Here is a 14,607-nt window from a genome sequence, read left to right on the forward strand (position 1 = left end):
ACCCACCGCCGCCCGACGGGTGTCCGGCGGCCGCGGGGCCAGGGCTTAGGGTGTGGTCTATGTCGTCGGAGGGAGCTGCCCCACGCAGCGCCCCGGCGCGGCCACGATTCTGGTGGGTGCGCTGGACGTTGCTCGGCATCATCGTCGCCGTGCTCGCCGTCGAGGTGTACCTCATCTGGCCGCGGCTGGAAGAGACCTGGTGGCGGATCGACGAGCTGAAGTGGCAGTGGATCATCGCCTGCATCGTCGCGGCGCTGCTGTCGATGGACAGCTTCGCCCAGGTGCAGCGCGCATTGCTGCGTTCGGCGGGGGTCAAGGTCCGGCAGTGGCAGTCGCTGTCGCTGATCCTGGCCGCCAACTCGGTCAGCCAGACGATGCCCGGCGGTCAGGTGCTGGCGCCGGCCTTCACCTACCGCGAGACCCGCAAGTGGGGCGCCACCCCGGTCGTGGCGTCGTGGCAGGTGGTGATGTCGGGGCTGCTGGCCGGGGTGGGCCTGGCCGTCCTCGGATTGGGTGGCGCCGTCCTCGCCGGGGCCAAGACCAGCCCGTTCTCCGTGGTCTTCTCGATCGTCGGCTTCATCGCCGTCGCACTCATCCTGCAGTATCTGGCCAGCCATCCCGAGTCGTTGCAGTCCACCGGCATCCGGGTCCTGGGCTGGATCAACCAGGTTCGGAGCAAGCCCGACGATCACGGTGTCGACAAACTGATCGAAACCCTCGAGCAGCTGCGTGCCGTCCAGCTCACCAAGCGCGATACGTCCGTCGCCTTCGGCTGGAGTCTGTTCAACTGGGTCGCCGACGTCGGCTGTCTGATGTTCGCGTGCTGGGCCGTCGGCGCACATCCGAGCATCTCGGGACTGATGGTCGCCTACGCCGCGGGCAAGGCCGTCGGCACGGCGGTTCCGCTGCTGCCCGGCGGCATCGGCGTCGTCGACGCAGTGCTCGTTCCCGCGCTGACCAGCTCCGGCATGCCGCTGGCCGACGCGGTGACCGCGGTTCTGGTCTACCGCATGATCAGCTATGTCCTCATCGCCGCGATCGGCTGGGTGGTGGTCGGCTTCATGTTCCGCAATCGGATCAAGACCGGGGAGACGCTCGAAGAGGAGATCACCCGCGACGAGGTGGCCGAGGGTATCGACCAACCTCCTCAACCCGGTCCCGGCCCCGTCGAGCCACCGAATCCACCGGATCCACCCGACCCGCCGAAGTCGACCGATCGAACGAACGACGACCACTGAGCGCGATCCTGAGATGACCTGACCGACCGCGAGACGCTACCGTAATCCACCATGGCGAGTTCGGACACAGTTGAGCGAACCGTCGCCCCCATGCGCGGGGTGGCCTCGGCACCCGCCGCGGGCGTCATCGACGCGGTGGTCATCACGGTGTTCGCTCTGATCGGACGTGCCAGCCACGAGGAGGCGTTCTCGCCGATCGGCATCATGCAGACGGTGTGGCCGTTCCTGGTCGGCTGCGCGGCGGGCTGGTCGATCACCTACGTGTACTCGCACGTCCGCTCGAGCGACTGGTTCGGTCATGACTTCCGCCCGGACCGGATGGTTCCGGTGGGTTTGGTGATCTGGTTCTGCACGGTCACCGTCGGGATGGTCGTGCGCTACATCCTCCACCAGGGCGTCGAGCTCAGCTTCATCATCGTGGCGGCATCGTTCCTTGGCCTGTTCTTGCTGGGCTGGCGGGCGGCCTTCGCCGCTCTCGCGCGCCGGGCGCAGGCCCGCGACTGATCCAGGCTCACCTGATGGTGAAGTACTTCTGCGCGACCTGCAGCGCCGCGGTGCCCGACTTCGGGCCCTCGGTGTAGACGACGATGACCTTTCCACCCTGGATTCCGACGAACCAGCCGGGCCCCTGCGGACCGTTGGTGCCGACGAGAGCGCGCAGGCCGGGTGCCCGGGTCAGGTCACTGGCGTCACCGGTACGGGCGGTGGCGGCCATCGCCCGGCGGACGTCGTTGATCAGCGCCGGATCGATGTCGCCCAGCGATCCGCTGACGACCTTGGTGGGCACACCCTTGATCACATACGGCGCGACCGAGCTGAATTGACCGGCCCCTCCGCGGGCGAGGGCGACGCCGAGCGCGGCCATGTTCATCATCGACGCGCTGCTCTGACCGGGCCGGAAGTCGACGGTGGTGACACCGGGCTGGCCCGGGGTGGGGGCGCTGGCACCCGGCACGGTGAACTGGACGCCGAGCCCGAGGCGGTCGAGGGTCGCATCCGCCGTCGCCTGGTTGTCGCGCGCCGCGCGGGACACCGCCTCGAACACCGGGTTGAGCGTGGTGCCCACCGGATAGGTCGCATCGACGTTGATGTTGCGCTGCGCCGCGTAGGTGTTCTGCGCCATCGCCAGGATCGCGCCGCTGGCGGCGTCGAGAGCCAGGATGGTGGCGGGTTGGCCCACCTCGACCGCGGCGTCGCCAAGGGTCAGCTGCAGACCCTGATCGACCGTCGTGAAGACGCTGGGTCCAGCCGGGCCCTGGTCGCCGACGAGTTTGCGGGGTTGCAGACCCGGCCCGACCATCTGCACCTGCCAGCCGGCGGTGGCGTCGCGGATGGCCTGCCAGTAGTTGGTCAGACCGGATTCGAGCGGCGACATCAGCCGACGATCGGCCATCACCAGAGCACCCGAGCGGCGGACGGTGACCCCGGCGACCCGAGCCGGATCACCGGCGAGGACCTCCATGTCGGTGTCCCGAAGGGTGACCGCGGTGATCGCACGTCCGTTGGCCTCGGCGAGCCGGCCGTTGATCACATCGGAGGTGATCAGCGGCGCGATCGGGGCGATGGTCCGAGCCAGCGCGCGGGCCGAGTTGGCGGTATCCGGGGTGCGGGCCGGGTCGAGGATGATGTCGTTGACCGGCTGCAGGTACATGAACACCTTGCCGGTGCGACTGCGGACCGAGGGGGCGGGCGTCGCGTCGGTGCGGACCTCGCGGAGCATGCCACCGACGGGCAGACCGGGGTAGATGATCGACGGCTCCCAGGTCACCTTCCACCCGGTCGACAGGTGGCGCGCGGTGCCGTTGCTGGTGGTCTCGAAGGTGCGACCCTTGTCCCAGCTCCAGGTGTACTTCAGCGCGAAAGACGCAGTGCCGTCGCTGTATTCGACGGGATCATGAACCTCGGCGAGCACGCTGCGGGCACCCATCGCCTGCAATGTCGCGGTGAGCGCATCCCCGGCCTGGCCGGGCGCGGTGGTGAACTGCGCGGCGCCACCGGCGTCCTGCTTGCTCAGTGCGGACGCAAAACCCTTCATCGCTGCGGCGGCACCGGTGTCGTCGGAGCCCGTGATGCCACACGAGGCGAGGACGAGGACGGCGACGACCGCGGCACAAGCCGCGACAAGCGCGCGCTTGACCCAATTCTTCATGTTCACAATTTTCACTCTTGTCACACGCAATAGCGATCCCATGAGCTTCCATTCGGGGATCCGAGCGGTCACGATCGGGTCTCGTGGTCGGGTAGAAGGTCCCACGCCCATAATCGGGGCATGGGAATCAGCGTGATCAGAGCCTCCGAACGTGCGGCGACGACGACCGACTGGCTGACGTCCCGGCATAGCTTCTCCTTCGGAGATCACTACGACCCATACAATACCCACCACGGGTCCTTACTGGCCAGTAATGATGAGATCGTTACCCCCGGGAGCGGCTTCGACTTCCACGCCCATCAGGAGTCCGAGATCGTCACCTGGGTGGTCTCCGGAACGCTCGTCCATCGCGATTCGGACGGGCGTTCCGGCGTCGTCCACCCCGGCCTGGCCCAGCGCATGAGTGCAGGATCTGGAATCCAACATTCAGAACGGAACGATACCTGGCCTGATCTGCCCGGCTCGGGTGAGGCCCCGGTTCGCTACATCCAGATGTGGGTGGCACCCGATGTGCACGGCCTCACCCCGTCCTATGAGCAGGCCGACGTCTCCGCCGCGCTCGCGACGGGCGAACTCGTCGCCGTCGCATCCGGCGTTCCGGGCCTCGACGCCGCGGTCCACATCCACAACGCGGGCGCGACGCTCTACGCCGCGCGGTTGCCGGCGGGCACGACGGTGGCGGTGCCGGCGGCCCGGTGGACACATCTGTTCATCGTCGCGGGGGACGTCCGCGTCGGGACGTCGCCCCTCCACACCGGCGACGCGCTGCGTGCCACCGAGACCCCGATCGGCAACGTCACCGCGGAGCGCGACGCGGAAATCCTGATCTGGACCATGCAGACCGACCTGATGGTGGCGCTGTCCTCCTGACACCGCATCGACCGTGCTACCGAACACGTTCACCGTGCGGCCGGTCAGCGGTTCACGGCGTGCAGATTCTTCGCCGTCGGGGACTTCTCGACGGCGTCCGGATCGGGATAGGTGCGCAGCAACCGATCCGCGGTCCCCGAGGTGGTGACGGTGAACCAGTAGTGCTCGTTGCGATAGTGATGGAACCGGTGATTGCGCCAGACTGCCCGGTACACACGGGTTTTCGGGGTGTAGTCGGTGTGGATCAGGTAGTGCGTCCACTCGTAGACGATGCCCAGCAGGCCGAGAACGATCAGGAAGGTCAGTCCGCGTTCGACGCTGCCGAGCAGCGGCACCAGAACCAGGCCGACGATCAGCGCTGCGGCCAGCACCCCGATGAGCGCCCGCCAGGGAATGAAGACCAGCGGGATGTCGCGCGGATCATGGTGGTGCTCACGGTGTGTGCGCGCCAGCAGGGTGTCGAGCGTGACCGGTCCCACCCGCCGGGGCCGCCAGTGCAGGATGAACACGTGGATCAGCCACTCGGCCAGCGGGAACACCGCGATCATGACGATCGGCACCAGCAGGTCGGCGAGTCCCCAGTCCCCGATCCACACCCGTGCGATCACCGACGCGACCAGCAGCGCCGAGATCATCCACGGCGACGGATGGTGCACGAACTCACCGAACGCCGACGTCAGACTGACGGTGCGACGGCCACGCAGCCGACGTTCCGCCACGGCGACCCGCCGCCGCGCCTGGGCATCGATCCCGTCGGATGCCGATTCGACGTCGCTCATCCGTCTCGCTCCTCGGGGTCGTCGGCGATCAGCGCAGCACACATCTCGAGCAGTGCATCGGTGGCGGGCGTCAGTAGCGCCCGCGCGGCCGTCCCGGCGCGCGCCGGATCACGCGCCGCGATCGCGTCGACGACGGCGCGATATCCGCCGATGTTGGCGATCTCGGGTTCCAGCACGGCCGCGAGCACCGGGAGCGCGGGCTCGTAGGCGGCCCGCAGCGAGTTGTACATCAGCCGGAAGGCGATCGAATCTGCGGCGTCGATGACCCGGCTCCAGAACTCCAGCGCGATGACCTGCTGGGCGATCGAATCCGGTTCGGCGGCAAGCTCATCGAGGATCGCCGACAGCGCGGGCACGACGTCGGCGGCGGCACGTCGGGCGGCGAGTTCGGCGACCTCGGGCCCCACCAGCGCGCGGGCCTCGACAACGGAGCGCGCCACCCGCGGATCGAGCTCACCGTCGCGGACCAGCAGCCGCGGCAGCAGATCGAGACCGCCGGCGACGGCCGGGTCGAGAACCTTGGTGCTGCCGCCCTGCCGGATGCTCACCAGGCCGGCCGCGGCCACCCGTCCCAGCGCCTCGCGCACCGCCGGCCGCGAGACGCCGAGAATCCGGGCGAGTTCACGTTCACTGGGCAGCGTCGCCCCGACGGCCAGCTCACCGGACAGGACGCCGGTGACGATCTGCTCGTAGACATCGGTGGGCACGCTGCGCGGCGCGACCGGTTCGAAGGGCATGGGAGTGACGGTAGTCATGTCGGATCAAGTGGTCAAGTGGTCAGACCAGTTTCGGATGGATCTGTTCGAGCAACCGCAGCCACACCTCGCTGACCGTCGGATACGACGGCACCGAATGCCAGAGCCGATCCACCGGCACCTCGCCGACCAGCGCGATCGTCGCCGCGTGCACCAGCTCACCGGTCGAGGCACCGAGGAAACTCGCCCCGACCACCACCCCGCGATCACGGTCGACGACGAGCTTGGCGTGGCCCCGATAGTCCGGTCCCAGCAGGTACGACCCGGCCACCGCGATGTCGGTCTCGGCGATCAGCACGTCGATGCCGTCGGCGCGTGCCTGCCGCTCGGTGCGGCCGACCGACCCCAGCTCCGGCCGGGTGAACACGACCTGCGGTACCGCGTGATGGTCGGCCGACGCGGCGTATCGGTCGCCGGTGATCGCACGCCCCTCGGCGCGGGCGGCGATCACCTCACCCGCCACCCGCGCCTGATATTTACCCATGTGCGTCAACGCATTTCGCCCGTTCACATCTCCGACGGCGTAGAGCCAGTCGGTGCCCGGGACCGTCAGGTGATCGTCCACCGCGATCGCCGCCCCGTCCTCGAGGCCCACCGTCGCGAGCCCGAGTCCCGCGGTGGCGGGGCGTCGTCCGGCGGCGACGAGGATCTCGTCGACGGTCACCTCGGCAGTACCGTCGGGCCCGTCCAGGGTGATCCGCGCCGGGCCGCCGTGGCGTCGTCCGTATCCGGTGTCCGCGGCGTCGGGCCGCTCCACGGCGACGATCTGGGTACCGAATCGCACGTCGACACCGCGGGCGGTCAGGCCGTCGGCAATCTGTTCGGAGACAAAGGGTTCCGCGTTGGGAAGCAACCGGGAACCCCGAACGGCCATCGTCACCGCCGACCCCAGATCGGTCAGCCAGGTGGCGGCCTCGCAGCCCACCACCCCACCGCCGAGCACCAGGATCCGGCCGGGCACCTCGGTGAGGTTGGTGGCGTCGCGCGAGGTCCATGGCCGCGCCTGCGCCAGGCCGGAGACGGGCGGGATCGACGCGGTCGAGCCGGTGGCCACCACGACGGCGTGACGCGCCCGCAGGCGTCGATCACACACCTCGATCTCCCGCTCGCCCACGATCCGTGCTCCACCGCGGATCACCTCGATGTTCGCCGACCGCGCCCACGACGCCTGCCCGGCGTCGTCACGACCGCCGGTCACCTCGTCACGCCACCCGAGGACCGCGCGTACGTCCGGCGCGGTGCCGGCCAGACGTTCGGCAGCACCGGGCAGCCCCGACGCCCGCGCCAGCGCGGCGCCCGGTCCCAGCAGCGCCTTGCTCGGCATACACGCCCAGTACGAGCACTCACCGCCCAGCAACTCGTGTTCGACGAGCACCGCGGTGCGCGAACTGCCCCGGATGGCGTAGTCGGCGGCATTCTCACCGGCAGGGCCACCGCCGATGACCACCACGTCGTAGGTGTCCATACCCTCGACGGTAGGGCGTCGGCCTGATCGCGGCTGACGGATCGGGCATCCGGTGACAGGATGGATCGCGTGACTGCTTCCGACACCACCCTCAACTCCAGTTCTCGGAATTCGGGTCTCGACCTCGAGTGGGTCGATGATTCCGTCCGTGTCCAGGACGACCTGTTCGCCCACGTCAACGGCAAATGGCTCGAGCGCCACGTCATTCCCGAGGACCGCGCCATCGACGGCGCCTTCCACGTGCTGCGCGACCGCGCCGAGGAGAATGTCCGCGACATCATCACCGAGTGCGCCGAGTCGAGCCCGCCCAGCGGCTCCGACGCCCTCAAGATCGGTGACCTGTTCGCCTCGTTCATGGACACCGACCACATCGACGCCCTCGGCATCGGCCCGATCCGCGGTGAACTCGACAAGATCGCCGGCATCGATTCGACGACCGCGCTGGCCCGGCGGATGGGCCGGCTCACGCGGCACGGCGTCGGCGGGCTCTTCGGCTTCTACGTCGACACCGACGCCCGGCAGTCCGATCGCTACCTCGTGCACATCGTGCAGTCGGGTCTCGGGTTGCCCGACGAGTCCTACTATCACCCCGACGCCGACGGCAACGACATCCACGCCGAGACCCGGGCCGCCTACGCCGCTCACGTCGAGCGCATGTTCGCCCTCGCCGGTTTCGACGCCCCCGCCGACCGGGCCGCCACGGTGCTGGACCTGGAAACCGCCATCGCCGAACATCATTGGGATGTGGTGGCCCGCCGCGACGCCGAACGTACCTACAATCTCATGTCGCTCGCCGAATTCGAGTCCGCGGCAGCCGGATTCGATCTCGGCGAGTGGTTCGGCGGGCTGGGGACCGTCGGCGACGCCACCTTTGCCGAGGTCGTCGTCGGCCAGCCGTCCTTCGTCAGCGGCGCGGCCGGGCTGATCGCCTCGCGTCCGCTCGACGACTGGAAGACATGGCTGGCGTGGCGATTGCTGCGATCGGCGGCGCCGTATCTGTCGTCGGAGTTCGTGGAGGAGAACTTCGACTTCTACGGACGCACCCTGTCCGGGGCCCAGACCAATCGCGACCGGTGGAAGCGCGGGGTCTCCTTCGTGGAGGGTGCGATGGGGTTCGCCGTCGGTAAACTGTATGTGGACAAGCACTTTCCGCCCGAAGCCAAGGCCCGGATGGATGAGCTGATCGCCAATCTGGTGGCGGCCTATCGGCGCAACATCACCGATCTCGAGTGGATGACACCCGAGACCCGCACCAAGGCGCTGGCCAAGCTGGACAAGTTCACCCCCAAGATCGGATACCCGGCCACCTGGCGCGACTACGGCGCACTCATCGTCGACCGTGGCGATCTCATCGGAAACGTCGCGCGCGCATCGTCTTTCGAGCAGGAACGCGAGTTCGCCAAGATCGGCGCACCGGTGGACCGCGACGAATGGTTCATGACCCCGCAAACGGTGAACGCCTACTACAACCCGGGAATGAACGAGATCGTGTTCCCGGCGGCGATCCTGCAGCCACCGTTCTTCGACCCCGACGCCGACGACGCCGCCAACTACGGCGGCATCGGTGCGGTGATCGGCCACGAGATCGGGCACGGCTTCGACGATCAGGGCGCCAAGTACGACGGCGACGGCAACCTGGTCAACTGGTGGAGCGACGCCGATCGCGAGGAGTTCTCCTCCCGCACAGCCAAACTCATCGAGCAGTACGGCGAGTTCACCCCGGAGGGCCTGGACCCCAAATACAAGGTCAACGGCGGCTTCACCATCGGCGAGAACATCGGCGACCTCGGTGGGCTGTCCATCGCGCTGGTCGCATATCAACTCGCCACCGAGGGCACCACGCCGCCGGTGATCGACGGCCTGACCGGGGTACAGCGGGTCTTCTACAGCTGGGCGGAGATCTGGCGGACCAAGACCCGCGAGGCCGAGGCCATCAAACGGCTGTCGATCGACCCGCACTCACCACCGGAGTTCCGCTGCAACGGCGTCGTTCGCAACATCGATGTGTTCTACGACGCCTTCGACGTGAAACCAGGCGACACACTGTATCTCGACGAGGCCGACCGGGTCCGGATCTGGTGACCGAGCCCGGGTCCGGGCGGGACCCCGAATTCGCCGGTGCACAACCGCATCCCACATTCGGCACGGTCGACCGCCCGACCCGGCGCGAGGTTGCCAAGGCCCTGGTGCGGCCACTCGCCGCAGCAGTGCTGTTGCTCGTCGGCTATTTCGGTCTGCCGATCAACAAGGCCAGCGACGTCAACATCATCGGCCTGCTCATCGGCGCAGTACTGCTCGCCTCGTTCTGCGCCTACGAGGTACGCCACTTCATCCGGTCCAAACACCCGGTGGCGACAGCGATGGAAATGCTGGTCGCCTTGGCGAGCTTCTACATCGTGGCCTTCGCCACCACCTATTTCCTGTTCTCCGAGTACGACACCGGCAGCTTCAACGAGCAACTCACCCGCGTCGACTCGCTCTACTTCTGCCTGACCGTGTTCACCACAACGGGTTTCGGCGACATCGCCGCCGACTCCCAGGGCGCACGCATCGCCGTGTCGATCCAGATGGGAAGCACCCTGATCCTCCTGGGTCTCGGCATCCGCTTCCTCAATCTCCTTGTCAACGCCCGGGTCCGGCGCTGAGCGAATCGAGCCGCCCCATCCACTCGTCGAGCCGCCACCACCCTGCGCAGAAAAGGACTCCGGGAGCAGCAGACTGCTCCCGGAGCCGGGTGGAGACTCAGCGGCGCGGGCTCAGTAGTCCCCGTCCTCGTAGACGATCATGCCGCGAATGTTGTTGCCCGCCAGCATGTCGTCGTAGGCCTCGTTGATCTGGTCGAGACGGTAGGTGTTGGTGACCAGGTCGCCCAGGTTGAGCTTGCCCGCACGGTACTCGTTGAGCAGATTGGGCACCTGGGTACGCGGGCTGGCCCCACCGAAGATGGCACCCTGCACCCGCTTCTGCAGCAGCGTCAGCTCGAAGAGGTTCATCTGCGCATCCATCGACGCGAAGTTGCCCATGCCGGTGACGATCACCTGCCCACCCTTACCGGTGAGGGCGAGGGCGGGAGCGATCATCGAGCCGTCGATCTCACCGACGGTGAGGATGGTGGTGTTGGCCATCTTGCCCCAGCTGATCTCACCGAGGACCGGCAGCGCGTCCTCCATCGACTCGAAAGTGTGTGTCGCGCCCAGTTTCTCGGCCATCTGCCGTTTGAACGGCACCGGGTCGACGGCGGCGACGATGCGCGCACCGGCCGCGGCCGCACCCTGAACGGAGTTGATGCCCACGCCACCCACACCGACGACGACGACGATGTCGCCGGCGTGCGTCCCACCGATCTCCACCGCCGAACCCCAGCCGGTCGCCACACCACAGCCGAGCAGCGCCGCCTCCTTGAGCGGGATGTCGTCCTCGATCTTGACCAGGGACGCCTCGTTGACCGTGATGTACGGCGCGAAGGTGCCCAGCAGACACATCTGCGTCAGCCCCTCCCCGTCGGAGGTGTGGCACCGGTGCGTGTCATCGGAGATCGCCAGACCGGTCAGCAGTCGCGCCCCCTCGTCGCAGAAGTTCTGGTCACCACGCGAGCAGGGATCGCAGACACCGCAGGCGGGGATGAAGGCGGTCACCACGTGGTCGCCCTCCTTCAGCCGGGTGACGCCGGGGCCCACCTTCTGCACGACACCGGCACCCTCGTGCCCGCCGAGCACGGGCATCGGCGCCGGACTGTCACCGGTGCGCAGGTGATGATCGGAGTGACACAGCCCGGAACTGACGAGCTTGACCTGAACCTCACCCGCCACCGGGTCACCGAGTTCGAACTCCTCGATCTGCCACGGCTGTCCCGGCCCACGCAGGATGGCGCCCTTCGTCTTCATCTCCAGCTCCTTCGGTCGCTGCTTCGCACGATCCCCGTCCGGCGCGGTTGCCGACAGCGCGCACGCAACCATGGCGATGCGCTTATGCGATGCAGATCACATCGTGCCTAAAGGGACGTTTTTATGCAGACGTTTCACCGATTCTCGGGGCCGGACCGATCCAAGCCGTCCGAGCTCCGAACAACGTCCGTGCACCCGACTTCGCCGACTCCTGCGCCATGTAACGATGACTCCATGCCGACGGCCGCGAACACGACGTCCCAGAACCCATCACCCTCACCCCGACGCCGACGCGCATGGCGGTGGATCATCCCCGCCGTCGTCCTTCTCGGCTGGCTCGTCATCGGCGGTGTCGCCGGGCCCTTCGCGGGCAAGTTGTCGTCGGTGTCGACCAACGACAACTCGGCATTCCTGCCCGTGTCGGCGGAGTCGACGCAGGTCAACGATCAGCTCGCCAACTGCCAGGACACCGAATTCCTGCCGGCGGTGATCATCGCCGAGCGCACCGCCGGCCTCACCCCGGCCGATCTGGACTACCTGACGCGCAGCATCGCGCCGCTGGCCGGTACCGAGGGATTTGGTCCGGCGTTCTCGCCGCCGGTCCGGTCGCAGGACGGGCAGGCCGCCCAGATGTTCGTGCCGATCTCCACCGCCGGCGAACCCGCCGACACCGTGGAGAAGCTGCGTGACGCGCTGGCCCAGCCACCGGCCGGCCTGACGGTCAAGGTGACCGGTCCGGCCGGTCAGGTCGCCGACCTCGGAGAGGCGTTCAGCGGCATCGACGGCATTTTGCTGCTGGTGGCCGGCTCGGTGGTGATCCTCATCCTGATCGTCGTCTACCGCAGCCCGATCCTGCCGTTCGTGGTCATCATCTCCGCGGTCTTCGCGCTGTCGCTGGCCTCCGGCGCGGTCTACTTCCTGACCAAACAGGGCGCGCTGGAACTCAACGGGCAGAGTCAGGGCATCCTGTTCATCCTCGTGTTCGGTGCGGCGACCGACTATGCGCTGCTTCTGGTCTCCCGGTTCCGGGAGGAACTGATCACCACCGAGCAGACGTGGCCGGCGTTACGCCGAGCGTGGCTGGCCACCATCGAACCGGTCGCCGCGTCGGCCGGAACCGTCATCGCCGGTGTGCTGTGTCTGCTGCTCAGTGACCTGAACTCCAACCGCAGTCTGGGACCGGTCGCCGCGATCGGCATCGCCGCGTCGTTCCTGGCGTCGATGACGTTCCTGCCCGCGGCTCTCGCGCTGCTCGGCCGGGTGGCCTTCTGGCCGCTGCGTCCTCGCTACCAGCCGGACGCCGACATCTAGAGCGGAACCACGCACCGGTTCTGGCGCCGCATCGCCGAGCGGGTGGCCGCCCGTCCGCGGGCGATCTGGATCGGCACGCTCATCGTGCTGCTGGTGGGCGCCGCATTCGCGCCGACCTTCAAGGCCGACGGCATCGCCGCCACCGACTTCTTCCTGGGCAGCGTCGACTCCGTGGAGGGCGCCGAGATCCAGGCCGCGCACTTCGACGCCGGGTCCGGCTCCCCCACCTGGATCATCACCAGCCAACAGAGTGCACCGGCGGTCCTCGACGCCACGCGCGGCATCGACGGCGTCGGCGAGGCCACCATCCTGGAGAAGGACGGCACACCGGTGGTGCACGAGGGTCGCGTGGCCATCCAGGCCACCCTCACCGACAACGCCGAATCGTTGGCCGCCCAGGACACCGTCGAGCGCATCCGCGACGCCGTGCACCCGGTCCCCGGGGCCGACGCGCAGGTCGGCGGTACCACCGCGATCGACCTGGACACCCGCACCACGGCGATCCACGATCGCAACCTGATCATCCCGGTCGTGCTGCTCGTGGTCCTGGCGATCCTCATGCTGCTGCTGCGCAGCATCGTCGCGCCGGTGCTGCTGCTGGCCACCACGGTCCTGAGCTTCGCCACCACCGTCGGGGTGGCGGCCCTGCTGTTCAACGGTCCGTTCGGTTTCCCCGGTGCCGACCCGGTGGTGCCGCTGTTCGCCTTCGTGTTCCTCGTCGCGCTGGGCATCGACTACAACATCTTCCTGATGACCCGCGTGCGCGAGGAGTCGATCCGGCACGGCACCCGCGACGGCATGATCCGCGGGCTGACCGCGACCGGCGGCGTGATCACCTCCGCGGGTGTGGTGCTGGCCGCGACCTTCGCCGCCCTGGCCGTGTTGCCGCTGCTGTTCCTGGTGCAGGTTGCCTTCCTGGTGGCCTTCGGCGTCCTCGTCGACGCCCTGATCGTCCGCACGCTGCTCGTGCCGGCGTTGACCCTCGAGATCGGCAGACGCATCTGGTGGCCGAGCGCCTTGGCCCGCAAGGACACCGAAAAGCCTGTACCGCAAGAGGTTTGACGATGACTGCCGCTGTTGCTCAACCGAACCTGAGAGTTCACCGAATTCAATACCGTTGACGCTGGCAACGGGTTAGCGTCATTCCATCACCCCCGAATGATCGTTAGCTGGTTCCCATGAGTCTCGTCGAGCACCACCACTCCAGGCAGCGCGCCGGGGACGGCCGCGAGGACTTCGCCTCGCTGCGCCGTGGGGGACTCGACTGGGACGAGTTCGGTCTGCACCTGTTCGTGACCGGCAACGCCCGGTTCTGGGACCCGCGCGGCATCGACTTCTCCACCGACGCGCTCGACTGGCGGGAGATGCGCGACGACGAGCGGCGCTTCGTCACCTATCTCGTCGCCCAGATCTGCGCGGGTGAGGAGGCGGTGACCCGCGATGTCCAGCCGTTCGGCCAGGCGGCCGCCGCCGACGGACGACTCGGCGACGAGATGTACCTGTCCCAGGTGGCATTCGAGAAGGCCAAACACACCGAGGTCTTCCGGCTGTGGATGGACGCGGCGGGCCTCGTCGACGACCTCAACCCGGTGCTCGACACCAATCCGTTCTACCGGCAGCTGATCGTCGAGGAGTTGCCGGCCGCACTGCGCCGGATGGAAACCGACCCCTCGCCGGAGAACCAGATCCGCGCCGTGATCACCTTCCACCAGGTGATCGGCGGGACGCTGGCCTGCACCGGCCACCGCATGTTGCAGCGAATCTGCTCGGCCTACGGCATCCTGCCCGGCATGCGCACCCTGATCCGCATGATCAGCACCGACGAGCGACGCCACATGGCCTGGGGCACCTACACCTGCCGGCGGCTCGTGGCCGCCGACGACGCGCTGGCCGACGTCGCGGTCACCCGGATGAGCGAGCTCATGCCACTCGCCCTGGGCATGATCAACTGGCTCGACGGCGAGTTCGCCCCCCTGCCCTTCGACCTCTCGACCGCGGAGTTCATCGCCTATGCCGCCGACCGCAGCCGCCGTCGGCTCGACGCGATCGGCAGTGCCCGCGGCCTCACCGTCGAGCAGGTCGAGTACGACCATTCCCCCGAGGCCCTCGAAGACGTCTTCGGCGAGGAGGACTCCGCCGCGCTCGGGTCCTGACGG

The 14,607-nt window shown here is 68.0% G+C and carries 11 protein-coding genes and 1 pseudogene; 7 read left to right on the forward strand and 5 right to left on the reverse strand.

All coding sequences use genetic code 11. The features are described from left to right. The first annotated feature begins 59 nt into the window (after positions 1 to 59). Entirely contained in the window at positions 60 to 1,238 is a 1,179-nt protein-coding gene (locus tag GBRO_RS22255; RefSeq protein ID WP_012836101.1) for a lysylphosphatidylglycerol synthase transmembrane domain-containing protein, read from the forward strand. Positions 1,239 to 1,289: 51 nt separating this feature from the next. Beyond that, positions 1,290 to 1,742: a DUF3054 domain-containing protein gene (locus tag GBRO_RS22260; protein WP_115311735.1), complete on the forward strand. Its 453-nt coding sequence runs from the start codon at positions 1,290 to 1,292 to the stop codon at positions 1,740 to 1,742. Positions 1,743 to 1,749: 7 nt separating this feature from the next. Here the strand turns inward: GBRO_RS22260 and GBRO_RS22265 are convergent, their stop codons facing one another. After that, positions 1,750 to 3,387: an NTF2-like N-terminal transpeptidase domain-containing protein gene (locus GBRO_RS22265; RefSeq protein WP_041920037.1), complete on the reverse strand. Its 1,638-nt coding sequence runs from the start codon at positions 3,385 to 3,387 to the stop codon at positions 1,750 to 1,752. Between the two features lie 120 nt (positions 3,388 to 3,507). Here GBRO_RS22265 and GBRO_RS22270 point away from each other — a divergent pair, with 120 nt between their 5' ends. After that, positions 3,508 to 4,257, forward strand: coding sequence for a pirin family protein (locus tag GBRO_RS22270; RefSeq protein ID WP_012836104.1), 750 nt, complete (start codon positions 3,508 to 3,510; stop codon positions 4,255 to 4,257). Between the two features lie 44 nt (positions 4,258 to 4,301). Here GBRO_RS22270 and GBRO_RS22275 read toward each other — a convergent pair whose 3' ends face one another. Genes GBRO_RS22275 through GBRO_RS22285 form a run of 3 tightly spaced genes read right to left on the reverse strand, consistent with a single transcriptional unit; the run spans position 4,302 to position 7,256 of the window. Continuing rightward, entirely contained in the window at positions 4,302 to 5,036 is a 735-nt protein-coding gene (locus tag GBRO_RS22275) for a sterol desaturase family protein (RefSeq protein WP_012836105.1), read from the reverse strand. Next, positions 5,033 to 5,773, reverse strand: a complete 741-nt coding sequence (locus tag GBRO_RS22280; RefSeq protein ID WP_041920038.1) for a FadR/GntR family transcriptional regulator — start codon at positions 5,771 to 5,773, stop codon at positions 5,033 to 5,035. Before GBRO_RS22280 ends, GBRO_RS22275 begins: the two co-directional genes overlap by 4 nt. Before the next feature lie 40 nt (positions 5,774 to 5,813). Beyond that, a complete protein-coding gene (locus tag GBRO_RS22285; RefSeq protein ID WP_012836107.1) occupies positions 5,814 to 7,256 on the reverse strand; it encodes a dihydrolipoyl dehydrogenase family protein in 1,443 nt (480 codons plus the stop codon). A 60-nt stretch (positions 7,257 to 7,316) separates the two neighbouring features. On the opposite strand from GBRO_RS22285, the gene GBRO_RS22290 reads away from it, so the two are divergent. Both GBRO_RS22290 and GBRO_RS22295 read left to right on the forward strand, forming a co-directional pair. Further along, positions 7,317 to 9,338 carry a M13 family metallopeptidase gene (locus GBRO_RS22290; RefSeq protein ID WP_041920039.1) on the forward strand — a complete coding sequence of 674 codons (2,022 nt, stop codon included), beginning with the start codon at positions 7,317 to 7,319 and terminating at the stop codon, positions 9,336 to 9,338. A gap of 101 nt (positions 9,339 to 9,439) precedes the next feature. Continuing rightward, positions 9,440 to 9,901, forward strand: coding sequence for a potassium channel family protein (locus GBRO_RS22295; protein WP_227892906.1), 462 nt, complete (start codon positions 9,440 to 9,442; stop codon positions 9,899 to 9,901). A gap of 111 nt (positions 9,902 to 10,012) precedes the next feature. Here the strand turns inward: GBRO_RS22295 and GBRO_RS22300 are convergent, their stop codons facing one another. Next, positions 10,013 to 11,140, reverse strand: coding sequence for an NDMA-dependent alcohol dehydrogenase (locus tag GBRO_RS22300; RefSeq protein WP_012836110.1), 1,128 nt, complete (start codon positions 11,138 to 11,140; stop codon positions 10,013 to 10,015). Between the two features lie 234 nt (positions 11,141 to 11,374). Between GBRO_RS22300 and GBRO_RS22305 the strand changes: the two are divergent. After that, a pseudogene (locus GBRO_RS22305) lies at positions 11,375 to 13,513 on the forward strand (MMPL family transporter). 116 nt (positions 13,514 to 13,629) lie between these two features. Further along, positions 13,630 to 14,604, forward strand: a complete 975-nt coding sequence (locus GBRO_RS22310; RefSeq protein WP_012836113.1) for a R2-like ligand-binding oxidase — start codon at positions 13,630 to 13,632, stop codon at positions 14,602 to 14,604. The last annotated feature ends 3 nt before the right edge of the window (positions 14,605 to 14,607 follow it).

Origin of the sequence: Gordonia bronchialis DSM 43247 (assembly GCF_000024785.1) — a bacterium.
Lineage (GTDB): Bacteria > Actinomycetota > Actinomycetes > Mycobacteriales > Mycobacteriaceae > Gordonia > Gordonia bronchialis.

Excerpts from the sequence above, each read along its gene's own strand:
- GBRO_RS22280 (WP_041920038.1), bottom strand. The coding sequence starts at position 5,773 with ATGCCCTTCGAACCGGTCGCGCCGCGCAGCGTGCCCACCGATGTCTAC.
- GBRO_RS22255 (WP_012836101.1), top strand. The coding sequence starts at position 60 with ATGTCGTCGGAGGGAGCTGCCCCACGCAGCGCCCCGGCGCGGCCACGA.
- GBRO_RS22265 (WP_041920037.1), bottom strand. The coding sequence starts at position 3,387 with ATGAAGAATTGGGTCAAGCGCGCGCTTGTCGCGGCTTGTGCCGCGGTC.
- GBRO_RS22310 (WP_012836113.1), top strand. The coding sequence starts at position 13,630 with ATGAGTCTCGTCGAGCACCACCACTCCAGGCAGCGCGCCGGGGACGGC.
- GBRO_RS22300 (WP_012836110.1), bottom strand. The coding sequence starts at position 11,140 with ATGAAGACGAAGGGCGCCATCCTGCGTGGGCCGGGACAGCCGTGGCAG.
- GBRO_RS22260 (WP_115311735.1), top strand. The coding sequence starts at position 1,290 with ATGGCGAGTTCGGACACAGTTGAGCGAACCGTCGCCCCCATGCGCGGG.
- GBRO_RS22285 (WP_012836107.1), bottom strand. The coding sequence starts at position 7,256 with ATGGACACCTACGACGTGGTGGTCATCGGCGGTGGCCCTGCCGGTGAG.
- GBRO_RS22290 (WP_041920039.1), top strand. The coding sequence starts at position 7,317 with ATGGATCGCGTGACTGCTTCCGACACCACCCTCAACTCCAGTTCTCGG.
- GBRO_RS22270 (WP_012836104.1), top strand. The coding sequence starts at position 3,508 with ATGGGAATCAGCGTGATCAGAGCCTCCGAACGTGCGGCGACGACGACC.
- GBRO_RS22275 (WP_012836105.1), bottom strand. The coding sequence starts at position 5,036 with ATGAGCGACGTCGAATCGGCATCCGACGGGATCGATGCCCAGGCGCGG.